Genomic DNA, 21,449 nt, shown 5'->3' with positions numbered 1-21,449 from the left:
TAATAGGCTACCAGCGCTCAGTCCGCATGCCGATAGCCGCCAAGGCCACCATCGCCGCGCTGGCGGTGCGCAAAACCTCCGGGCCCAATTTGATAGGAACGGCCCCGGCCTCGCGCAGGGTTGTCAGCTCATTTTCCCCGATTCCGCCTTCGGGGCCGACCAGGAGGAAGACCTCGCCGCGCAAGTCCACCTCGCGGATGGATTCGGTGGCTTCCTCGTGCAGGACTAACACGCGCGCGGATTCTGCGCGCTCTGCTAGCTCCGCAACCAATTGGCGGGTAGTCAGCGGGCCGCGGATCTGCGGGATGCGGTCTCGCCGAGATTGCTTTGCGGCCGCTTCGGCTGCGGCCTGCCATTTGGTTATGGCCTTCGGCGCCTTCTTCCCGTCCCACTTGGCCACGCAGCGATCCGCCTGCCAGGCGATGATCTCATCCGCCCCTGCCTGTGTAGCCAAGTCAACGGCTAGCTCGGCGCGCTCGGATTTGGGAATCGCCTGCACCACGGTTACCCGCGGATTCGGCTCCGGTAGCTGGGTAACGGACTCGACGGTGCCGGTCAAGTGGTCCTTGCCCGAGGTCTCGGTGACGGTGAGGGTAAGGCGGATTCCGGTGCCATCGATAAGCGCCAGCTTCTCCCCCTGCTGCATCCGCTTGACCGTCACGGCGTGGCGCGCCTCAGGCCCAGACAGCGTGATGGCGTCTCCGGCCTGGGCGGCGGAGAGATCCGGGTGGATGAAGACGGGCAGCGACATTAGCGGCGGAACTTATCGCGCAGGCGGGTAAAGAAGGAGTCTTCCTGCCCGTCGCTGGCGGTGCGCACGCGGGCGCCCTCATCGCGGGTATTGCGGATCTTTTCCAGCGCCTCGCGGCTCTTGCGATCCAGATCCTTGGGGACGACCACATCCACGTGGGCAAACAGGCTGCCGTAACCATCGGTGCGCAGGCGTGGCATGCCCGCGCCCTCGACCTTGATGGACTCGCCTGGCTGGGTGCCCGGCTCGATATCGATGGTGAGCTCTTCGCCATTAAGCTGATCGATGGTGAAGTTGGTGCCCAGCGCAGCGTCGATCATCGGCACGTGCACGGTGACGTTCAAGTCATCCGCATTGCGCTGGAAGACCTCGTGTTCTTGGGTGTGCACCTCAACGTAAAGGTCACCTGCGGGCCCGCCGCCGTGGCCGACCTCGCCCTGGGAGGCCATGCGGATGCGCATGCCATCGTTGATGCCAGCCGGGATGGACACCGTAAGGTCGCGACGCTTTTTCACGCGGCCATCGCCGGCGCACTGGTTGCAGGGATCCTCAATGATTTCGCCAAAGCCCTGGCACTTCGGGCACGGGCGGGTGGTCATCACATTGCCCAAGAAGCTGCGCTGCATCTCCTGGATCTCACCCATGCCATTGCAGTTATCGCAGGTAACGGGCTTGGACTTGGAGTTCGAGCCGGTGCCGCCGCAGGAATCACACAGCACCGCGGTATCGACGGTGACCTTCTTCTTCAGGCCGGTATAAGCCTCTTCCAGGGTAATTCGGGTGCGCAGGAGGGCATCGTTGCCGGGCTGCACGCGCGACTTAGGCCCGCGGGATCCGCCGCCGGCGCCACCGCCGAAGAACTCGGCGAAGATATCACCTAAGCCACCGCCGCCGAAGCCGCTAAATCCGCCGGCACCGGCACCAGCGCCACCGCCGCCTTGCTCCATGGGATCGCCGCCCATATCGACGATCTGGCGCTTTTGCGGATCCAGCAAAACTTCTTGGGCAACCGAGGCCTCGCGAAATTTCTCCGCCGCTGCCTCATCATCCGGGTTCACATCCGGGTGATACTTGCGGGCCAGTTTGCGGTACGCCTTCTTAATTTCCTGGTCCGTTGCGTCCTTATCAACACCGAGGATGCCGTAATAGTCACGAGCCACTGTTAGAGATATTCCTTCTCGATCGTCTTGTTGGTATTACCTTGAAAAAATTTATGTAGCGACCGGCTAGTCTACCCGCACTACTCGCCGGCCAAAATTTCGCTTACGTATTGTGCAACAGCAGAGACCTTAGAGATTGTTCCCGAATAGTCCATAAACGTCGGGCCCACCACGCCGAGGCCGCCCAGCGTCGCCGCCTGTCCCCCGGTTCCAAAACCATACCCGGCGGCAACGACGGAGGCATCACGCAGTTGATCCTCTTCGTTTTCGTCTCCAATCACCACGGAAACATTGCCCAGATCCGGCACCCGCGCCAACAATTTCAGGACGACGACCTGTTCTTCTAAGGCCTCGATAATTTTGGGCAGGCCTTCTGGGAATTCGCGGGCGACGCGGGTGAGGTTGGAGGTGCCCGCCATAATCAGGCGATCGGAAGGCTGTTCCACCAAGGTTTCAATGAGCGTGGTCGCCACCTTGAGCACGTGGTGGCGGATATCTAGAGGGGCGTCATCGACGAGGTGGGCGAGCTCCACGGAGGCATCAGTAAGCGTCTTGCCCACTAGCGCATTATTGACGATGTCCCGCAGGCGATACGTCTGGTCTTGGTCAATGACCTCATCCAGTTCCACGTTGCGTTGATCCACGCGGCCATTATCCGTAATCAGCACGAGCAGCACCCGCACCGGAGATAGCGTGACCACCTCGCAGTGCTTGACGCGCGAGACCTTCAAATTGGGCAGCTGCACCACGGCCGCCTGCTCCGTGACCTGGGCCAAAAGCTGCACGGAGCGGCGAAGCACATCTTCGAGGTCTACCCCGCCTTCCAGGAAGTTCAGCATCGCTTTGCGCTCAGGGGTAGAAAGCGGCTTAACCTCGTGGAGAGAATCAACGAACTGCCGGTAGCCCTGCTGCGTGGGAACGCGCCCTGAGCTGGCATGCTGCTGCGAAATCAGACCCTGAGATTCCAGCACAGCCATGTCATTGCGGATGGTCGCGGAAGAAACGCCCAGCCGGTAGCGCTCTACCAGCGTTTTGGAACCGACGGGTTCTTGGGAGGCAATGTAATCCGCAACGATGGCCCGCAGGACCTCCTTGCGGCGGGCATCAGTTGAGGTGGACACTTCTCAACGCTCCTATTCTCTGCGGGTTAGTTTAAGTCGATGTACCGGCGTCTCTCTATAAATACAGCGTAAATCCAGTGCCAATCTTAAAAGTCTAACAAGAATAAGCCCGAATAAGAGGTTTTGGTGGTTCAGGGGAAAATATAAGAACTTTCTGGCGGCGGCTAGGACTCTTCGGCGATGAGGAGGTCGGAGACAATGCCATCGGCAAGCAGGCGCCCGCGCTTGGTCACGCGCACGCGCTGGCCGGCGCGCTCGAGCAGGCCGCGGTCGATGAAGCCCTCCAACGCAGGGGCTGCGTGGGCATCGAGCCAGGATTCTGGGATGCCCTCGCGCAGGCGCAGGCCGAGCATCACCTTTTCCATGTGGCGATCTGCCCCCGTTAGGGTTTCGCTGTCTTTAATGGGCAGCTCACCGTTTCCTATCGTTTGGATATAGCGGTTGGGGTGCTTGACGTTGTAAAAGCGCTCGTCGCCTAAGTGGGAGTGGGCACCGGGACCTGCGCCCCACCAGTTGCCGTCGACCCAATAAATGCGGTTGTGCTCGCATTCTCCGCCGGGCAGCGACCAATTGGAGACCTCGTACCACTCGAATCCGGCGTTTTCCAGAGTGGAGGAAATCATTTCGTAGCGCCGGGCCAGCACGTCTTCATCCGGAGCGGGCAACAGTCCCTTATTCACCTTGCGGGCCATACGGGTGCCGTCTTCTACGATGAGCGAGTACGCGCTGACGTGGTCGACGCCGGTCTCGAGCACACGGTCCAAGGTCTCGCGGACGTTATCGTCGGTTTCGGTGGGCGTACCGTAAATCATGTCGAGGTTAACGTGCTGGAAGCCGGCCGCACGGGCCTCGCGCGCGGCGTCGAAGGCGCGCCCGGGGGTGTGGGCGCGCTCGAGCACCTGGAGCACGCTGTGCGAGGCGGACTGCATGCCGAGGCTGATGCGGTTAAAGCCGGCATCGGCAAGCGCGGCAAAGTACTCCGGCGAGGTGGACTCCGGGTTGGACTCGGTGGTGACCTCGGCACCTGGGCTAAGCCCAAAAGTAGAGCGCACCGTATCCAGGATGCGGCTCAGGCCCTGACCACCCAAGAGCGAGGGAGTGCCGCCGCCGATGAAAACCGTATCCGCGGTGCGCCCCACGCGGCCAGCCGCCATCTCCAGCTCCTTGTCTAGGGCGTCGAGGTACGGTCCGGTGAGATCTCGCGGGCTGCCCAACTCGCCGGGGGTATAGGTATTGAAATCGCAATAGCCGCAGCGGGTGGCGCAAAAGGGAACGTGGATATACAGCCCGAATGGTTCAGTCATGAATCAAACCCTAATAGGCGGGGAACAAAATGGCCGAAATGGGTGTTAAACATGTAGTATATTGCCAACTTCCCGCGTATAGAAAGGTACCTTCAGTGGAGCCTCCCAGTCGATGTCCCCGCCACCTTATAGGCGGTGGGGAGTAACTCATGTTATCGGCTATTTTGATGATCCTGGCTGGCTTTGTCGTCATCGGAATCATCATCGTCGCGAACGCTTATTTCGTGGCGCAAGAGTTTTCATTCATGTCTGTGGACCGCACCCAATTGCGGTCCATGGCCGCTGAAGGTGATAAATCCGCCCAGCGCGCGCTGGACATTACCAAACGCACCTCCTTCATGCTTTCCGGTGCGCAGCTCGGCATTACCATTACCGGCCTGCTCATTGGTTATGTGGCAGAGCCCCTAGTGGGCCAGGGCCTTGGCGTGCTGCTCGGCGGCGTAGGCATTCCCACCGGCGTATCCGTGGCTATCGGCACCATCGCGGCGCTGTTTATTTCCACCATCGCCACGATGCTTTTCGCGGAGCTTTTCCCTAAGAACTACACCATCGCCGCGCCCATGAAAACGGCGCTGCGCTTGGCCGCGTCCACGCAGTGGTATCTGCTCATTTTCGGCTGGCTCATCCGCTTTTTCGAGTACTCTTCCAACGCGATTTTGAAGCTATTTCGCATCGAGCCGGTAGAAGACGTCGATTCTTCCGCAACAGCCGATGACCTCGAATCCATCGTCGATTCCTCGCACGAAACTGGCGTTTTGGATGAGGATACTTATATGGTCTTGGACCGTTTGCTCGACTTTCCAGAGCACGACGTCGAGCACGCCATGATCCCCCGCTCCCGCGTGGACGTGATCGACCCAGGCACCACCTTGGGTGAGGTGCGCGAATTGATGTCTGAAAACCACACGCGCTACCCCGTCATCGATGATGAGCACAATCCCATCGGCGTGGTGCATCTTTTCGATGTCTTGGGCTCCGATCTCCCTGCTGCCACTAGCGCTACTGCCATCATGCGCGAGCCCTTGGTAGTTCCGGAGCTTATGCCGCTTCCCGATGTCGTCGATGAACTGCGCGGCGAAGAACAAAAGCTGGCCTGCGTCATCGATGAGTACGGCGGATTTGTCGGCATCGTCACCATGGAGGACTTGGCCGAAGAGATCTTGGGCGATGTCACCGATGAGCACGATATCGAGGAAACCGAAGAAATCACCGAGCAGGACGAATCCCACTGGCTGGTGGATGGCGATACGCCGCTGGATGAAATCGAGCGCGCCATTGGCCACGATCTTCCGGAGGGCGATTTTGAAACCATCGCCGGCCTGCTCATCGCACATGCCGGCGCCCTGCCAGAGGTAGGCGAGGTCCACACCATCGACCTAGAGGCCGAGCCGGACGACTGGGTGGATCAGGACGAAGCACCGACTCGCTCCATTCGCATGCGCGTGGATGACGTAGACCGCCACGTGCCATCCTCCCTGGCCATCGAGCTTATTGAGGACTACGTTCATGACAGCGAAGAAGAAGAGGAGGAGGCATAATGACCGATACGTGGTGGTTCAACCTCATCGTCACGCTGCTCATTATTGCGGCTTCCGGCTTCTTCGTGGTCATCGAGTTTTCCCTCATGGGCTCGCGCCGCAACCGGCTTGAAGAAAACGCGGAATCCTCGCGCACCGCCCGCGCCGGCCTGCGCTCGCTCAATGAGCTGACCATCATGCTGGCGGGCGCGCAATTGGGCATTACTGCTGCCACCTTCGTGCTCGGCGCCGTGACCAAGCCCTGGGTCCATCACCTCCTGATGACCCCGCTAGAGGCCCTTGGCCTGCCGCTGGGCATTGCCGATGTCGCCAGCTTCATCCTCGCGCTATTCATCGTCACCTTCCTACACTTGGTGCTGGGTGAAATGGCGCCCAAGTCCTGGGCCATCGCCCACCCAGAATCTGCCCTGCAGGTCATTGCCATCCCCGCCCGCGGATTCGTGTGGGTCTTCCGTCCGCTGTTGAAGTGGATTAACACGATGGCCAATAAGTTGGTGGCCATGACGGGTGAGGAACCGGTCGACCGCGCCGGCGCTGCCGGCTACGATGCCGAGACGCTGCGCACCTTGGTCGAGCACTCCCGCGAGACCGGCGCGCTTGACGATAATTCCGCCAACCAGATTTCCGATGTCATCGAGCTCGAGAACTCCACGGTGGGCGCCATGGCGCGCGCCCACGGCTCCGAAGTTGTGCCCCTGCCTTCCGATGCCACGGTGGAACAGCTCCAAGAGCTCGTCCTGCGCAAAAACATCATGCGCGTCCTCGTCTTCCCCAAGGATTCCCGCGTGCCCCGCGTGGTGCACGTGCGCGATACCCTCTTGGCCAATCCCGATACCCCAGTCCTCGAGTTTTCCCGCGACCCGATTTCCGTCTCTTCTGCTACCACCGTGCAAAAGACGCTCGATCACATGCGCGCCCGCAATGAGCAGCTCGTTGTCGTGGGCAAGGCGGATAAAGACAAGGCCGTGTGGATCCTTACGTGGGATGACATCATGGGCCAGCTGTGGCCGCAGATTACCGAGCAGCTGGACAAGGTCACCCCTCCCCCTGCGGTATAGCGTCCTCACCGAAACCAACCAGTCCCGTTGGTTTCGGTACCTAATAGTTTTATAAACAAAATTCAAAAGATAAACAAGCGTACACAAGCGCGGTGTTTTACACTTGAGCTATGACCCACCGGAAGAATCCGTTTACCGCCACGCTTGGAGCCACGCCTCCCTACCTAGCTGGCCGTAAAGACTCCATTGAGGAGTTCGCTTATGCCTTGGACGATGGCCCCGGATCCCATGAACGTATTTCTCTCGTCGTGGGTCCGCGCGGTATCGGCAAGACGGTGTTGCTCAATGCTTTCGAAGACACCGCGTCAGATCGCGGTTGGCGCATCCTTAATGACACGGCATCTGCCGGTTTTGCAGAGCGGCTCCGAGCTGAAATTATTAATACCCTTCAACTCAACCGCACAGCGCTAAAAGGTTTCAACCTGCACCTTTTTCAATTAGGCATAGGGATGGAATGGGATCCAAGGACATTATCCGTGGAATCCTATCCCTTAAGAAGGGCTTTGAAAGACCTCCTCCATGCGCAGCGCGAACTCGACCAGATTTCCCACGGCGAGCCCACCGGGGTGCTCATTACGTTGGATGAAATGCACCACCAGCGCAGTGATGAGGTCATCGATTTTGGTGCTACCATCCAGCACCTCGTGCGAGAAGGGGAAAATATTGCCGTGGTCATGGCAGGGATCCCTTCCTCGATTAAACCGCTTTTAGCCAGCCAGGATGACTCTAATCCTGTCACTTTTCTCCGCCGTGCGAACCGTATTGAATTGGACCGAGTGGCGGATACGGACGTCCGGAAGGCACTCAAGGCTCCCGTAGAAGAAACAGAGGTTAATTGGGACAAGGACGCGCTGAAATCTGCCGTATCCGCTTGCCAGGGATACCCCTTTATGATTCAGCTCGTCGGCCTATGGGCTTTCCGCCACCGAACAGACAATACGATTTCGGTGGAAGCTGCGCAGGAAGGCATTTCCAAAGCACGACGAAAGCTAGGGCAGCTAGTCCATGAGCCCGCCCTAGCGGAGCTTTCCCCCATCGATCGGACATTCCTGCTCCATATGGCGCAAGACAATGGCCCCTCATCCATGAGTGATATCACGGCCCGCCTAGGAAAAAGCTCGCAATATGCATCCAATTACCGCCGCCGCTTGCTTGACTCGGAACTAATCGAGATACCAGCCAGTGGCCAAGTAGACTTTGCCCTGCCCTACCTTCGAGATTATTTGCGCGAGCATGCCGCTAGCTTGGTAATCGATTCGTACTAATCAAGCTCAGTCGCACAACCCACCAATAGCGCGGGTGTGGATAACTTAAGCTCGTGGCGCCACTCGAGCACCACGGTTCACACTTAGTGAAGATTCAACGAGAACTCCACAGCCTCGCGCGCATTCGGGCAGCAGGCATCGTGCGCCTCATATGTGCTCGGGGTCATGAGCAAAGCACTAACTAATATTCCTTCCATCCGGCACAACCATCCCACCTTCGGCCGCGACCTCGATAACGGCACCTACCTCAAGCTCGCGCCCCGCATCGCGGTACACCGCGACCATTACCACGGTTTGAGCCTATCCTCCCAGCTGCGCCTGCGCGCCATCGCCGCCGCCCGCAGCGCTTATACCGCGGTGCTCATCTCTAAGTCCGCCGCCCGCGTCCACGGGCTATGGGTGCTTGCCTCCGCGGAAGAAAAGGTGGAAATGGCCCTTCCCCATAACTCTTTACCCAATAAAGATCGGCGCCATCCAGAACGCATGTACCGCAAAACGAAATTACCCGAACCGATGCTGGTGCATGGCTCCCGCACCGTTTCGCCAGCCCGAGCTGTGATCGATATCGCCCGATTCCACGGTTTTCGCGAAGGTCTCGTTGCCGCCGACTCTGCCTTGCGGGCAGGAATTACAAAGAAGAAACTCAGGCAGGAATTCGCGCGGATGGGCAGGGTGCGCAATAGCGCGGTCGTCCGGGACGTGATCCACCACAGCTGCGCCGCCTCCCCGTCTCCCCATGCCTCCTTTGCCCGCGCCCTGCTCATCCAGGCGGATTTTCCGTGGCCAATGTTTTTCGAGGTTCAGTACACTGCCCTTCCCGGCATTACCGCGGAGTTGTGTATCAATAAGACCTACATCATCGACATCACTGAACCGAACGATGACCATACGGCCGGGGCCTCTTCCACAGCCGTTGGGCGGCCAGACGACGCCGCGGCCACCACGATGCCAACGAAGCCGCGGGACCAAACCGGCCAATCCCGCGAAAAGCGCCTGCACGATGCGGGTTTTACCGTCATACGATTTTCCCCGCGTCAGTTAGTACAGCACCCGGAACGCTTCATCACTGAGGTCACTGCCACTATCTCTGCGCGCCAGAACGCGGTACGCACCCAGTGGTCTCGCCGCTGAATTCTCACTGGCACCGGAGATTTCGGCAGGTTCGCGGGATGGTCATTTACAAATGAAACGGCCACCGAGAGAGGGAATCTCGGTGGGCCGCTAAAATTCCCTTGCTTTAAGCAAGGAAGTCTAAAGGATCTATGCAGTTGTGGCCCGGCGGGCTGCCTCGCGCTTGGCGCGGACTTTTTCTACGACCGCGGCAATGCGGGCGCGTTCTTCTAGGAATTGCGGCGGGTTATGCCCGCGCATGGAGCGCACGTACGCCGGGTGCGTATCGAGCACGGTGTGCTTCCACGCCTGCACGGCGATGAGCGCGGATTCCCCTGTGCACTTATACAGGTGCGGCAGGGAGACCATGTCGAGGTTGCGGGCGACGGCATCGGTTTGCGCCAGCACGTAGTCCACGACCTCACGCAGGTAATCTGCTACCGCCTGCGTGCGCTGCCGCAGCGCTTCTGCCAATTCATGCACGACGATGGGCTTGGCAATGGGATAGCGCTCATCCAACAGGCGCGGGGTGAGCTGCTCCGGCTCCTCCGCATCATTCGCGCCGGAGGGAGCGGCAGAGATGGTTCCTGAACGCACACCGGACACCAGCGCTTGGCGAAGCCCAATTAGCTCACCCACGCAGCGGCCCGAGTCCACGCGGGCATCGTCGACAATATCGCCGAGTTCTGCCAGGCAATCCATGGACAGTTCCTCATCCCAATCCTCGATTGCTTCAATGAGGTGCTCGAGGTATTCCGCGACTTCGTCGCCGATATTATAAATCTCCTGGGTGAGCTCGCGGTGACGCAGCTCGGCGGCGATCTTCTGCATAGGCTTCGAGCCACTCCTTCCGCGGTTTTCTTTTTCTAACCTCTAGTAGAGGTTGAGGTTTTCGGCGACGACTCATGACTCTATGCCAGATCGTCCACCGCGAGAGCGCGACACTCCGAAGCGTTTCACAGGTTTATGGCAGGTTCGCGCTTCGCCCATTGTGACCTGCAAGAAGAAAAACACCCGAGGAATAAAATCCCCGGGTGTACCCGTTTCGCGCCTTTCTAGCGCTTGTAAATGTGCTCGATGGCGCTGGCGTAGCGTTGAGCCACCACGTTGCGCTTGACCTTCATCGTTGGGGTGAGCTCATTTTCATCCTCAGTAAGGTCGCTTTCTAGGATGTAGAACTTCTTGATGCCTTCCGCGTGGGAGACAGTGGTGTTCACCTTGTTGACGGCGTCTTGCACCTCGGCGCGCAGGGTGGCGTCGGTAGCCATGTCGCTCATGGAGCGGTTTTCTGGGATATTGTGGTCCAATTTCCACCGCTTGAGAATATCTGGATCCAAGGTGATAAGCGCTCCCACGAACGGCTTACCATCACCTACGACCATGGCCTGCGAAATCAGGGGGTGCCCGCGCAGGATATCCTCCATCGGGCCAGGCGATACATTCTTACCACCTGCGGTGACAATCAAGTCCTTCTTGCGGCCGGTGATGGTGAGCTTGCCATCATCGTCGATTTCCCCCAAGTCACCGGTGTTATACCAGCCATCCTCGAAGGCTTCCTCCGTGGCCTCGGGGTTATTCCAATACCCTTGGAAGACCATGCCGCCCTTGATGCAGACTTCGCCGTCATCGTTAATGCGCATGGTCACCCCGCCCAGCGGCGGTCCGACGGTACCAATGGATTGGTCCAAGTAGTCCACGGCCGCGGCCGCAGCGGTCTCGGTCAGGCCATAGCCTTCAAAAACGGGAACACCAATGCCGCGGAACCAATGCAATAAATCGTGGCCCATCGCGGAACCGCCGGTGATGCAGTACCGAACATTGCCGCCCACGCCCTGGCGGATGGTGGAATAGACCAGCTTGTCAAAGAGCTTGTGCTTAATTTTCAGCAGACGGTCTGGGCCTTCCGGCGTATCGAGTGCCTTGGAGTATTCGATGGCAATCTTTTCGGACTGCTCAAAAAGGAAGCTCTTGATGCCAGAATCCGCCGCCTTCGAGGCCGCAGAGTTGCGGACCTTTTCAAATACGCGCGGCACGCCCAAAATCACGTTGGGGCGAGAGCGGGCGAATTCGATGGAGATGGTGGAAAAATCGGACCAGTGATTCTGTGAAGCACCGCGAATGGCCACGGCGATCGATACGGCACGGGAAAAGACGTGGGCCAAGGGCAAAAATGTCAGGGTGTGGCTACCCGGCACGGCGAATACGCCGATGGGATTGGTGGTCAGCGCCCTAGCTTCTGAGAGCCAATTCCGGTGCGTCAGGATGCAACCCTTCGGCCGGCCGGTGGTGCCGGAGGTATACACCAAGGAGGCAAGATCATCGGTATTGGTGGCGGCAATGCGCGCAGATACCTCGTCGGTACCAATGCTGCGGCCTTCGAATTTCAAGGTATCGATAGCAGAAGAATTAATCTCTAGTACGCGCCGCAGCTGCGATGGCGAGCCCTTCAGGTTTGGTTCACCGTCGTCTTGTAGGACCAAGTTTTCTACCAATTCGGAGTGCTCGCGGGTTTCGGTAATGGCCAGCACCGCCCCGGAATCCTCAATGATCCAGCGCACCTGGGAGGCGGACGAGGAAGGATAGACCGGAACCGATGCCGCGCCGGCTGCCCAAATGGCGTAGTCCAGCAGGGACCATTCGTAGCGGGTAGCAGAAATGAGGGCAATGCGATCGCCCTGCTTCACGCCTAGCGCGATTAAACCCTGAGCTACTTCAAAGACCTCATCGATAAATTCTTTACCGGTGACATTGACCCACTCGTAATTTGCTGGGCGGGTAAACATGACGCCGTGCGGACGCTTCTTCGCGGTATCCATTAGGGCGGTGAGGCAGGTCTCCCCCGGCTCAATGGTAAATTCCGCCGGGGTGTGCACTTGTTGCAGGGTCACGCGATATCCTTTCGCACAGCTAATAATAATCTGTGCCTACTGTACCAACCGGAGAGCGTATCAACGCGTTTCACCCACGATCGAAGCTGTAATTATTCAGGGCTTATAACACCAGAGTGGCCTATTTATTGGAGCAATTCACCAGCTTGCCCTAGGGCCACAGGCTGCCGATGAGTGCAACGATGAGAACTAGCGCAATCATGGACCACAGCGTGAGCGAGACCCGCGATTTGGGCAGGGAGCGCTTGCGGCGAACGGACTGGGAGGTGCCGGCAACCGGCGTAGTTGTAGCGCGCTCATCCTTTTTGCGCTCTGGATCCCACAGGCCTTCGCGGGGATCTACCGGCTGGATCCTATCCGAGCTGGCGCCGGGTACGTCGCCGCTAGCTGCGTTATCGCCCGCGCCCTCCGAATGTTGTTCAGCCATGGTCTTTTACTGTAGTGCCGCGATCGCGAAACTGGGAAATTAGGGCAGCGCTGCGGTCCACGGCCCACATCAGGCACCAAGCAAGGCCAATCATGATGGGCACCACGATGATGACCACGATGACCATCTGTACCCACACGGGCGCCTGCACCAAGAACTGCGAAAATGCGCTGCTCACCTCAGTCAACCACTCCATGGGTCCTTATATTACTGCCTCACGGTAATCTGGCAGGTATGTCGAGCGCACAGATACCCGTCACTATTGCCACCCCATCTGGACGCATCACCGGCTTTAGCCGCGATGGCCTCTCCTATTTTCATTCGCTGCGCTTTTGCGAAATCCCTAGCCGCTTCGCCCCGTCGCGGCCACTGGAAAAGCCTCTCGACCAAGATGCGCGCACACCGCAGCCGGATGAGGTAGCACTCAGCATCACCGCCCCCGAGAACGCCGCGGATTGCCCCGTGGTGGTCTATATCCACGGGGGAAGCTTTGAAGGCGGTTCGCATGAGGACGAGCGGGTGCCAGGCACGGTAACGGCCCGCAAGGGCATCATCCAAGTCCGGGTGGGCTACCGCGTGGGCCTGGCCGGTTTCGCCCGCTTTGCCGACGATGAAGCGGACCGCTACCGCGGCATCGATGACTGCGTGCTGGCTTTGGAGTGGTTACAGGACAATATCGAATCCTTTGGCGGGGATAAAACGAATATCACCCTGGTGGGCCAATCCGCCGGCGCGGCGATTAGCCTGTGGCTTGCCCGGCGCGATCACTACCGCGGTGCTTTTCGGCGGGTCCTCGCCCTATCGCCTGTCTATCCCCGCGACACTTTTGAACACCGCGTAGCGGGATTGCACAGGTACCTCTCGGTCCCCATCGAACAAAGCGTTTTGGAATCGCTGTCGCCCGAGGCATTAGAAAAGGGTTACAAAAAGTTCCGCAAGAAGCACCGCTATGACTTGGCCCTCGGCCCAGCGCCGATGCAGGCCTCCGAATTGGCGGATATCCCCATCGTGGTGAGCTCTACCCGGGATGAGTTTTATGATCTTCCGGCCGGCAAGCGCATCGATAATATGGCCCTGGGCAAGTTTATTTGTAATTACCTTTCCCAACGCTTCGGCTTCCCACACGGGCGCTACACGCAATGGCGCCAGCTCGCGCAGTACGTGGACCCGGACCGCCTGATGGGCCGGATGATCGGCGATTCCCTCGTTCGCCGCTGGACGGCGCAGGTAGCCTCCGGCGCGCCAGGGCCTACCTGGATGATGGAGTTTACGAGGAAGCTTAAGCCAGCGCTGCACTGCGATGAGCTCTACCCGCTCTTCGGCACCGACTGCGAGCTAAATGAGTGGCTCTGCCACTTCGCCACCACCGGCGAGCCGGGTTTCCCTCGCTATGGCAGCGACCACCGCGTCCTCGAGTTTGATTTGGATACCGGGGATCGGCGCATTGCTTATGCCACCCTGGATTACGTGGCGGCGGCGTTTTATGAAGAGGACTAACTGCTACTACGCCTGAAGCGCCGTGCGCAATTCAGCTTCCGCCAGTTCCTCGCACATCCACGGGCTAAATACCGCCGGCACGGCATCGGTTGCGGCGATGAGGCGAGTTGGCTCGACCCATTCCCAAGAGTCGACCTCGTCCGAGTTCGGCTGCCACTGCGCTTGGGAGTCGAGCTCTACGCAGTAGACGGGGCAGATTTCATTTTCCACCAGGCCGGAAGAATCTACCGCCCGATAAGAAAAGGTGGGCAGCACCTCGCGCAGGTTAGATAGCGCGTCCGCGGGAATCCCTAACTCGAACTCAGCGCGGCGAATGACGGCATCGGCAGTCGCTTCTCCCGGGCCAGGATGCCCGCAGAAGGAATTGGTCCACACGCCAGGCCAGGTTTGTTTGCTCAGCGCCCGGCGGGTGATGAGTACCTTTCCTTGGCAGGTAACCCACGCGGAAAAGGCAAAGTGCAAGGCGGTGTCGGTGGTATGCACCTCGGATTTGAGGGCAGTACCAATGGCTTTTCCATCAGCACCCGCCAAGACTACCCGTTCCGTCATAGGTTCAGATCCCCCACCCACGTGACATTTCCAATATGCAGGCGGGCATTCCAGAGGTTGCCCGGCGCGACATCGTAGCGGTATTGCAGGTTGACCGAGGCGCCCGCGCCCAGCGGGTGATCGAGGCCCGGGGGTTCCACGTCAGGCGCGGAGTTCTCGTCATAGGGCAGTGCTTTTACCTTAGACCAGCCGCCGTTTCCGTCGGCACGCTCGAGGACGGGGTCATCGAAGGCATCGGTTGGCAGGGCCATTTCGTTTTCATTCTTGAGCAAAATAGTCACCACGGAGCCGCCGGAATTATTATCCGCATAAACCCCCTGTAGCTCCCAGCTGACCCCGAGGCCGGCATCTTTCACCGGGCTCGCCAGGTTGGAAGTAACCTCCTTATCGTCGGTGTCTTCCGCTTGATAAGGCGCTTCTTCCGAACTGGAGACGGTGATATTGTCCCCCAACCCGGTCTCTTCCGGCTGGAGAATGCTGCATCCGGCCAGAGTCACGGCGAGAAGGCTGACCACGCCTGCGCCTAAAGTGTGAGAAATTTTCACCGTGGATGGATCCTTTGCACGCGAAGATAACTTTATTTCTGCACAGATACCTTAGCCGAAAGCCCGCCCAAGGTATGCATCTGGGCTGCGCGCCGTGGCGTGTGGCATACTTGACTGTCTCTTTTAGGTACTCTTCCTCCACGCGTCTTTGAATTGAGCATCCCCCTATGAAATCCCTCGTACGCATTACCCGCAGCGCTTCTGCCCTGTGGCCTTATTATCTCGGCGTCTTGCTCGCAGCGACGGTCACCGCCGTCCTTGCGTTGATTTCACCCTTCCTTACCAGGGAAGCCACCGACATCATTGTTGAGGCGCTGCAAACAAACGAGCCGCTTGGCGATGCCCTGCGTGCCGTCCTTTTCCTAGCCCTCGCCCTTTTCCTGGCAGATGCCGCCAATGCTTTATTCCGGAATGTCGGCAGCTATATCGGCGATGTCATGGTCTCGCGCTTGCGCCAGATTTTATCCAATCGCTACTTTGCCAAGCTCTTGGCGCTGCCGCAGGGCTATTACGATAATCAGGTCACCGGCACGATCATTGCCCGGCTGGATCGCTCCATCGCGAATATCACGCAGTTTATCCAGTCTTTTGCCAATAACTTCTTCACGATGATCATCCAGACCATCGCGGTCTTGGCCATTACCGCCTGGTATTACTGGCCGCTGACCATTTTATTGGCGTTGCTTTTCCCCATTTATATGTGGCTAACCGCGCTGACCTCGAAGCGCTGGCAAAAATTTGAGGCCATTAAAAACGAAAACATCGACCAAGCAAATGGCCGCTTTGCTGAGGTCATAGGCCAGGTGAAGGTCACCAAATCCTTCGTCGCCGAATCCCGCGAGCTGGACCATTTTGCCCAGCGCTATGGCACCGTGGTCGATACCACGCGGCCGCAGTCGCGCTGGTGGCACATGATGGATACCTTCCGCGGCATCGCCATGGCCATAATCTTTTTGGGCATCTACGCGGTGATCTTCTGGCGCACCCTCGAAGGCCACTTTTCCATCGGCGATATGGTCATGCTCTTGCAGATGGTCACCATGGCCAAGCAGCCCGTATTCATGATGAGCTGGATGATCGATACGGCCCAACGCGCTATCGCCGGCTCGCGCGACTACTTCAAGGTCATGGAAGAAGACTTGGAGCCCACCGCCCCGCGCGAGCTGGTCGCCGCTATCACGGATTCTGGCACCCCCGAGCTCAACCTCACCCCCATCGCCCCATTGGAGCCCACGCCCGGCGCGCCGGTCTTTGCCTTTGATGATGTCTCCTTTGCCTATGAAGAAGGAAAGCCCGTCGTCAACAACATCTCCTTTAGCGCGCACGAAGGCCAGAAGGTGGCGCTCGTGGGAGAATCGGGCGGCGGTAAATCCACCCTGGTCAATCTGCTGCTGGGCCTTTATCACCCCTCGGCCGGCCACCTCGATGTGCTGGGCCACCGCGTCGATGACCTCACCGCGTCTCGCTTGCGCGCATCGGTAGGCGTGGTCTTCCAGGAGTCCTATCTCTTTTCGGGCACCATCCGCGACAATATTGCCTATGGCAAGCCTGGGGCCACGGAGGAAGAAATCGTGGACGTCGCCAAGCGCGCCAATGCCCATGACTTCATTGAGGCCTTCCCGGATGGCTATGACACGGTCATCGGCGAGCGCGGCCTGAAGCTTTCCGGCGGGCAGAAACAGCGCGTTTCCGTCGCACGCGCCATGCTAAAAGATGCCCCTATCTTGGTGCTCGATGAGGCCACCTCCGCGCTTGATACGAAGGCCGAACGCGCCGTCCAAGCCGGCCTGGATGAGCTGATGAAGGACCGGACCACGCTGATTATCGCGCACCGCCTATCCACCATCGCGGATGTCGATACCATCATCACACTAGAGGCAGGAAGGATCGATGAAATAGGCTCGCCTGCCGAGCTCGCGCAATCCGGCGGCATCTACGCCGAGCTGCTCAAACTCACCCAATCCAGCTCCGCCGCGGACCGCCGCCGGCTGAAAAAGTACGGCTTTGTCACCGGCACTAATTCCCACAGCGAGCACGACGAAGAAAGTGAATAAATCCACTGGGACTAATGCGCTTAAAGCGTTAAGCTTGTGTGCATGCAGTTTCCTAGCCTAGAAGAGTTGCAAGCCCGCGGTACCCGCAAGTGGACCGTCTTTGATGAGGACATCCTCCCGCTGTGGATCGCGGAGTCCGATTTCCCCACCGCCCCCGCCGTCAAAAAGGCGCTGCAGGAAATGGTGGATAATGAAACCTTCGGCTATACCCCCTCCCCCAAGACCTCGGGGCTGCGCGAGGCAGTCGCCGATTTCTATGCGGAGCGCTACGACTGGCGCCCCAATGCCGATCACATCTTCTGGATAGGCGATGTCGTCCGCGGCCTCTTGCTCGGCGTGCAGTACTTTACCCGCGATGATTCCCCCGTCATCGTGCCCGTACCCTCCTACCCACCGCTGCTCGAACTCCCCCGCACGGCGGGGCGCGAGAAGATCGAAACCAGCCTCGAGCTAGATGAAATCGAGCAAGCCTTCAAAGACGGCGCCGGTTCGATTCTTTTGGCCAACCCCTATAATCCGCACGGCCACGTCTTGTCGGAGGACTACCTCCGCGGGTTGGTGGAGTTGGCGGAGAAATACGATGCCCGCATCTTGGCCGATGAGATCCATGCCCCGCTGGTTTATGAAGGAAAGCATATCCCGGTGGCATCGCTAAGCGAGGAAGCAGCGCAGCGCACCGTCACCGTCACCGCCACCTCCAAGGCCTTTAACACCGCAGGACTTAAGTGCGCGCAGATCATCTTTTCCAATGCCGCCGATGCCCAGAAGTGGAACGGGCTTACCGGCGTGGCCAAAGACGGCACCGGCACCTTGGGCGTGCTTGCCGCAGAGGCCGCCTACCGCCACGGCGGGGACTTCTTGGACGAGGAAATCGAGTACTTGCGCGAGACCCGCGACTGGCTGGTTGAAGAACTGCCGCAGCGCATCCCCGGGCTGAAGACCTCGCAACCGCAGGCCACCTACCTGTTGTGGCTAGACTTTTCCGATACCGCCATCGCCGGCAATCCCCAGCCCGCCAAGTGGTTGCGGGAAAACGCCCGTGTGGCCCTCAACGAGGGCGATACCTTTGGCACCGGTGGCCCGGGGCACGCGCGGTTGAATTTCGCCACCTCCCGCGAAATCCTCGGCGAGGCGCTCGACCGCATGGAAAAGGCCTTCGCCGAGCTCGACTAGTTCTCAGCCGCCCTTTCTCCTCGCCCCATCGCACACGCGATGGGGCATTTATTGTATTTTCACCATGCTTTGATTTCTCAACAGGTGGGCAGTAATATCTCATTACACGAATAGTCCCTATAGGGCTACAGAATTCGCATTCTCGTTCGCGTCGCTTGCCACCACGGCCCTCGGCGCGGCCGACGGTTTTAGTACGCAATGTTAAGGAGCCAGGATGGCTACCACCACTGCCTCAGGCACCCCCAAGAGCAAGGCCACCGTTGTCATTGCCTCGCTCATGCTCTTTTCGATGTTCTTCGGCGCCGGCAACCTCATTTTCCCACCGATGGTGGGCGTTTCCGCCGGCACCAACTTCTGGCCCGCCGTGCTGGGCTTCCTCGCCGCCGGCGTGCTCTTGCCCGTCCTAGCCATCATCGCGGTCGCGATTTCCGGCCGCTCCGTCCGTGACTTAGGAGCAAATGGCGGCGCGATCTTTGGCGTCGTCTTTTCCGCCCTGTCCTATCTTTCCATCGGTGCGTTCTACGCGCTTCCGCGTACCGGCGCGGTATCCATGGAAACGGCGATCACTCCCCTGTTGGGCTGGGAAGGCACGATGGCCAGCGGTGCATTCAATACCGTCTTCTTCCTTATCGCGCTAGGCCTGGCGTGGAAGCCCAATTCCATCATCGATACGCTGGGCAAATTCCTCACCCCAGCCCTGGTGGCGCTGCTGGTGGTCCTCATTACCTTGGCGGCGCTAAACCACCCGCGCGACCCCCAGATGCCCACCGAAGATTATGCCTCTTCTCCCATGGTCACCGGCCTTTTCGAGGGCTATAACACCATGGACGCCATCGCTGGCCTGGCCTTTTCCATCGTCATCGTGGGTTCCCTGCGCTCTAAGGGCTTTAAGACCCAAAAGTCCCTGGTGAAGGGCACCATTACCGCAGCGCTTGTCGCCGGCGCCCTGCTTGCCGCCATCTACCTGGGGCTGGCCTGGGTGGGCCAGACCTTGCCCGATGGCCAGTCCTATGAATCCGGTGCGCCGCTGCTTGCCGAGGCCGCCAATCTCACCATGGGCACCTTCGGCCAGGCCCTCTTCTCCGCCATCGTCGTCCTCGCCTGCCTGACCACCGCGGTGGGCCTTATCACCGCCACCTCCGCATTCTTCGAGATGTTGGTACCGAAGACGAGTTACCACTTGTGGGCCTGCATCTTCACCGCGATGTCCATCCTCTTCGCCTTCCAAGGCCTCGACACCGTGCTGTCCATCGCGGTGCCGTTTATCACCTTCCTGTACCCACCGGCCATCTCCCTTATCCTGCTCACGCTTATCCAGCCGGCGGTAAAGAAGTCCATCGTGTTCTACTGGACGTACCGCCTTGCCCTGTGGGTATCGGTCATCTGGTCCGCCCTGACCGTTATTTCCGCGCAGGGTTGGGGCACCGCCGCCCTGGATCCCATCTTGTCGCTGGCGCCGGGCCAAACAGTGGATCTCGGCTGGATTGTACCTACCGTCATCGCGGCCGTTATTGGCCTGATTGTCGATATCTCCACCAGGGCCGGCGAGAAGCACTCTAACTCTGTGACCGCGGCGGCCGATGCCGATGGCGATGCCGTCGTTGACTCGCCGCTCGATGCAGCGGCATCGCCTAAGAGCTAAGCTCTCTCCTTCCACTCCCCGCCGCGGGCCCGCATTCCTCGGGTTCTGCGGCGGGGTTTCTGTCTGCGATTTCAACTCAGCTAGGGACGCCGGGATGCGCATGGTCGCGCGAAAAAGTACGGAATAGCCCCGCCCCACGTACCGTTGCACTATAGGTACTATCCCCGCGAGAAAAAGGATTATTTTCCCATGACTGATCACGCGCCGCTTTCCGTATTGGACTTTTGCACCATCTATGACGGTGAAACCCCTGCCCAATCCATTAACCGGTCGGTGGAATTGGCCCAAGAAGCCGAAAAGCTGGGGTATTCCCGCATGTGGTACACCGAGCACCACAATATGAAGTCCATTATGTCCTCCGCGCCCGCCGTCCTCATCGCGCACATCGGCGCCAAGACGGAGCGCATCCGGTTAGGCTCCGGCGGCGTGATGCTGCCCAACCACTCGCCGTACGTCATCGCCGAGCAATTCGGCACCTTGGAGGAGATGTACCCGGACCGCATCGACTTGGGCGTCGGCCGCGCCCCCGGCACGGACATGAATACCTTGGGCCGTGCGCTGCGCCGCGATGGGCAGTCTGCCGAGCGCTTCCCAGAAGACGTCAAAGAGCTCAATGCGTACCTAGAAGGCAAGGCCTATATCCCTGGGGTCAGCGCGATTCCCGGAGCTAATACGAACGTTCCTATCTATATTCTGGGCTCGTCCATGTTCGGCGCTTCGCTCGCGGCAAAGCTCGGCCTCCCCTACGCCTTTGCCTCCCACTTCGCCCCGCAGCACCTCGAGGAAGCAACCACCTACTACCGGGAAAACTTCCAGCCTTCCGTGCGGTTTAGCGAGCCCTACGTCATCGCCGGAGTAAACGTCACCGCCGCCGATACTATGCAGGAGGCAGAAGCCGAGTACGAGCGCGTGTGCTTCAACCGCGTGAAATCATTCGCCGGCCGCGGCAAGTACCTGACCGACCAGCAGGTAGAGCAGATCATCGAGTCCTACCAGGGCCAGCAAATCCTGGACATGCTGCGCTACTCCGCGGTCGGTACCACCAAGGAAGTCACCGAATACCTGGAGAAGTTCCAAGAGCACGCCAAGGCCGACGAGCTGATGATTTCCCTGCAATCCAGCTCGCACGAGAACGTCATCAAGAATATGCACGTGCTTGCCGAGGGCTGGCAGCTCGATCCAGCCAACGTAGCGGGTACCCCGCGCTAAACCCCGCCTCACTGCGCTACAAAGCGCCGCGTTGGGCCGCCCTCGGCCTCAACGCTGGCCGCTCGGTGCCACCGAGGCTCGCCACACAACAGCCGCTGAGATTGCCCTAATTAATGGCAATATATGCCTCCCCCCGAATGGTTTTAGAGCGTTTATGT

Annotated in this window: 19 protein-coding genes; 9 read left to right on the top strand and 10 right to left on the bottom strand. The window is 59.4% G+C overall.

Annotation, left to right across the window (positions count from 1 at the left end):
* Positions 1 to 7: 7 nt before the first annotated feature.
* From ABRP84_RS04775 to hemW, 4 genes are all read right to left on the bottom strand, one after another.
* Positions 8 to 751, bottom strand: a complete 744-nt coding sequence (locus tag ABRP84_RS04775; RefSeq protein ID WP_023023429.1) for a 16S rRNA (uracil(1498)-N(3))-methyltransferase — start codon at positions 749 to 751, stop codon at positions 8 to 10.
* Complete coding sequence (gene dnaJ / locus ABRP84_RS04770) at positions 751 to 1,911, bottom strand: molecular chaperone DnaJ (RefSeq protein WP_023023431.1); 1,161 nt, start codon at positions 1,909 to 1,911, stop codon at positions 751 to 753. Before dnaJ ends, ABRP84_RS04775 begins: the two co-directional genes overlap by 1 nt.
* Positions 1,912 to 1,991: 80 nt before the next feature.
* Complete coding sequence (gene hrcA / locus ABRP84_RS04765; RefSeq protein ID WP_023023433.1) at positions 1,992 to 3,032, bottom strand: heat-inducible transcriptional repressor HrcA; 1,041 nt, start codon at positions 3,030 to 3,032, stop codon at positions 1,992 to 1,994.
* 164 nt (positions 3,033 to 3,196) lie between these two features.
* Positions 3,197 to 4,336: a radical SAM family heme chaperone HemW gene (hemW, locus tag ABRP84_RS04760; RefSeq protein WP_023023436.1), complete on the bottom strand. Its 1,140-nt coding sequence runs from the start codon at positions 4,334 to 4,336 to the stop codon at positions 3,197 to 3,199.
* Positions 4,337 to 4,485: 149 nt separating this feature from the next.
* On the opposite strand from hemW, the gene ABRP84_RS04755 reads away from it, so the two are divergent.
* The 4 genes from ABRP84_RS04755 (at position 4,486) to ABRP84_RS04740 (ending at position 9,328) form a co-directional block, all read left to right on the top strand.
* On the top strand, positions 4,486 to 5,874 hold the full coding sequence (locus tag ABRP84_RS04755) for a hemolysin family protein (RefSeq protein WP_023023438.1): 1,389 nt from the start codon (positions 4,486 to 4,488) through the stop codon (positions 5,872 to 5,874).
* The gene (locus ABRP84_RS04750; protein ID WP_023023440.1) at positions 5,874 to 6,932 is read left to right on the top strand and encodes a CNNM domain-containing protein; all 1,059 of its coding nucleotides are present in this window, start codon (positions 5,874 to 5,876) and stop codon (positions 6,930 to 6,932) included. Before ABRP84_RS04755 ends, ABRP84_RS04750 begins: the two co-directional genes overlap by 1 nt.
* 110 nt (positions 6,933 to 7,042) lie before the next feature.
* A complete protein-coding gene (locus tag ABRP84_RS04745) occupies positions 7,043 to 8,197 on the top strand; it encodes an ATP-binding protein (RefSeq protein ID WP_023023442.1) in 1,155 nt (384 codons plus the stop codon).
* Positions 8,198 to 8,362: 165 nt separating this feature from the next.
* Entirely contained in the window at positions 8,363 to 9,328 is a 966-nt protein-coding gene (locus tag ABRP84_RS04740) for a hypothetical protein (RefSeq protein ID WP_023023444.1), read from the top strand.
* Positions 9,329 to 9,457: 129 nt separating this feature from the next.
* Here the strand turns inward: ABRP84_RS04740 and ABRP84_RS04735 are convergent, their stop codons facing one another.
* The 4 genes from ABRP84_RS04735 to ABRP84_RS04720 all read right to left on the bottom strand — a co-directional run bounded on the left by ABRP84_RS04735 (position 9,458) and on the right by ABRP84_RS04720 (position 12,818).
* Positions 9,458 to 10,138 (bottom strand): hypothetical protein, encoded by a 681-nt coding sequence (locus ABRP84_RS04735; protein ID WP_005278077.1) that lies wholly within the window; start codon positions 10,136 to 10,138, stop codon positions 9,458 to 9,460.
* A gap of 224 nt (positions 10,139 to 10,362) precedes the next feature.
* Complete coding sequence (locus ABRP84_RS04730) at positions 10,363 to 12,195, bottom strand: AMP-dependent synthetase/ligase (RefSeq protein ID WP_023023446.1); 1,833 nt, start codon at positions 12,193 to 12,195, stop codon at positions 10,363 to 10,365.
* A 151-nt stretch (positions 12,196 to 12,346) separates the two neighbouring features.
* A complete protein-coding gene (locus tag ABRP84_RS04725) occupies positions 12,347 to 12,622 on the bottom strand; it encodes a hypothetical protein (RefSeq protein ID WP_023023448.1) in 276 nt (91 codons plus the stop codon).
* The gene (locus tag ABRP84_RS04720) at positions 12,615 to 12,818 is read right to left on the bottom strand and encodes a hypothetical protein (RefSeq protein ID WP_023023450.1); all 204 of its coding nucleotides are present in this window, start codon (positions 12,816 to 12,818) and stop codon (positions 12,615 to 12,617) included. The genes ABRP84_RS04725 and ABRP84_RS04720 overlap by 8 nt, the downstream gene beginning before the upstream one ends.
* A 38-nt stretch (positions 12,819 to 12,856) precedes the next feature.
* On the opposite strand from ABRP84_RS04720, the gene ABRP84_RS04715 reads away from it, so the two are divergent.
* Positions 12,857 to 14,119: a carboxylesterase family protein gene (locus ABRP84_RS04715; protein ID WP_349852877.1), complete on the top strand. Its 1,263-nt coding sequence runs from the start codon at positions 12,857 to 12,859 to the stop codon at positions 14,117 to 14,119.
* A 6-nt stretch (positions 14,120 to 14,125) separates the two neighbouring features.
* Here ABRP84_RS04715 and idi read toward each other — a convergent pair whose 3' ends face one another.
* Both idi and ABRP84_RS04705 read right to left on the bottom strand, forming a co-directional pair.
* On the bottom strand, positions 14,126 to 14,668 hold the full coding sequence (gene idi / locus ABRP84_RS04710) for an isopentenyl-diphosphate Delta-isomerase (protein ID WP_023023455.1): 543 nt from the start codon (positions 14,666 to 14,668) through the stop codon (positions 14,126 to 14,128).
* The gene (locus tag ABRP84_RS04705; RefSeq protein WP_023023457.1) at positions 14,665 to 15,213 is read right to left on the bottom strand and encodes a hypothetical protein; all 549 of its coding nucleotides are present in this window, start codon (positions 15,211 to 15,213) and stop codon (positions 14,665 to 14,667) included. Before ABRP84_RS04705 ends, idi begins: the two co-directional genes overlap by 4 nt.
* Before the next feature lie 167 nt (positions 15,214 to 15,380).
* Between ABRP84_RS04705 and ABRP84_RS04700 the strand changes: the two genes are divergently transcribed.
* The 4 genes from ABRP84_RS04700 (at position 15,381) to ABRP84_RS04685 (ending at position 21,291) form a co-directional block, all read left to right on the top strand.
* Complete coding sequence (locus ABRP84_RS04700) at positions 15,381 to 17,267, top strand: ABC transporter ATP-binding protein (RefSeq protein WP_023023459.1); 1,887 nt, start codon at positions 15,381 to 15,383, stop codon at positions 17,265 to 17,267.
* 42 nt (positions 17,268 to 17,309) lie between these two features.
* A complete protein-coding gene (locus ABRP84_RS04695) occupies positions 17,310 to 18,440 on the top strand; it encodes a MalY/PatB family protein (protein WP_023023461.1) in 1,131 nt (376 codons plus the stop codon).
* A gap of 214 nt (positions 18,441 to 18,654) precedes the next feature.
* Entirely contained in the window at positions 18,655 to 20,082 is a 1,428-nt protein-coding gene (gene brnQ / locus ABRP84_RS04690) for a branched-chain amino acid transport system II carrier protein (RefSeq protein ID WP_023023463.1), read from the top strand.
* Between the two features lie 189 nt (positions 20,083 to 20,271).
* Positions 20,272 to 21,291 carry an LLM class flavin-dependent oxidoreductase gene (locus tag ABRP84_RS04685; RefSeq protein WP_023023465.1) on the top strand — a complete coding sequence of 340 codons (1,020 nt, stop codon included), beginning with the start codon at positions 20,272 to 20,274 and terminating at the stop codon, positions 21,289 to 21,291.
* Positions 21,292 to 21,449 lie beyond the last annotated feature (158 nt).

Source organism: Corynebacterium sp. KPL2861 (assembly GCF_040225475.1).
In the GTDB taxonomy this organism is placed as follows: domain Bacteria; phylum Actinomycetota; class Actinomycetes; order Mycobacteriales; family Mycobacteriaceae; genus Corynebacterium.
The sequence above is the reverse complement of the archived record's forward strand: the minus strand, read 5'-3'. Positions and strand labels throughout refer to the sequence as shown.

What these genes read in the sequence shown, in the direction of transcription:
- idi (WP_023023455.1), bottom strand. Translation starts at nt 14,668, where the DNA reads ATGACGGAACGGGTAGTCTTGGCGGGTGCTGATGGAAAAGCCATTGGT.
- ABRP84_RS04685 (WP_023023465.1), top strand. Translation starts at nt 20,272, where the DNA reads ATGACTGATCACGCGCCGCTTTCCGTATTGGACTTTTGCACCATCTAT.
- brnQ (WP_023023463.1), top strand. Translation starts at nt 18,655, where the DNA reads ATGGCTACCACCACTGCCTCAGGCACCCCCAAGAGCAAGGCCACCGTT.
- ABRP84_RS04755 (WP_023023438.1), top strand. Translation starts at nt 4,486, where the DNA reads ATGTTATCGGCTATTTTGATGATCCTGGCTGGCTTTGTCGTCATCGGA.
- ABRP84_RS04735 (WP_005278077.1), bottom strand. Translation starts at nt 10,138, where the DNA reads ATGCAGAAGATCGCCGCCGAGCTGCGTCACCGCGAGCTCACCCAGGAG.
- ABRP84_RS04775 (WP_023023429.1), bottom strand. Translation starts at nt 751, where the DNA reads ATGTCGCTGCCCGTCTTCATCCACCCGGATCTCTCCGCCGCCCAGGCC.
- hemW (WP_023023436.1), bottom strand. Translation starts at nt 4,336, where the DNA reads ATGACTGAACCATTCGGGCTGTATATCCACGTTCCCTTTTGCGCCACC.
- ABRP84_RS04720 (WP_023023450.1), bottom strand. Translation starts at nt 12,818, where the DNA reads ATGGAGTGGTTGACTGAGGTGAGCAGCGCATTTTCGCAGTTCTTGGTG.
- ABRP84_RS04740 (WP_023023444.1), top strand. Translation starts at nt 8,363, where the DNA reads ATGAGCAAAGCACTAACTAATATTCCTTCCATCCGGCACAACCATCCC.
- ABRP84_RS04725 (WP_023023448.1), bottom strand. Translation starts at nt 12,622, where the DNA reads ATGGCTGAACAACATTCGGAGGGCGCGGGCGATAACGCAGCTAGCGGC.
- ABRP84_RS04715 (WP_349852877.1), top strand. Translation starts at nt 12,857, where the DNA reads ATGTCGAGCGCACAGATACCCGTCACTATTGCCACCCCATCTGGACGC.
- ABRP84_RS04750 (WP_023023440.1), top strand. Translation starts at nt 5,874, where the DNA reads ATGACCGATACGTGGTGGTTCAACCTCATCGTCACGCTGCTCATTATT.
- ABRP84_RS04695 (WP_023023461.1), top strand. Translation starts at nt 17,310, where the DNA reads ATGCAGTTTCCTAGCCTAGAAGAGTTGCAAGCCCGCGGTACCCGCAAG.
- ABRP84_RS04700 (WP_023023459.1), top strand. Translation starts at nt 15,381, where the DNA reads ATGAAATCCCTCGTACGCATTACCCGCAGCGCTTCTGCCCTGTGGCCT.
- ABRP84_RS04745 (WP_023023442.1), top strand. Translation starts at nt 7,043, where the DNA reads ATGACCCACCGGAAGAATCCGTTTACCGCCACGCTTGGAGCCACGCCT.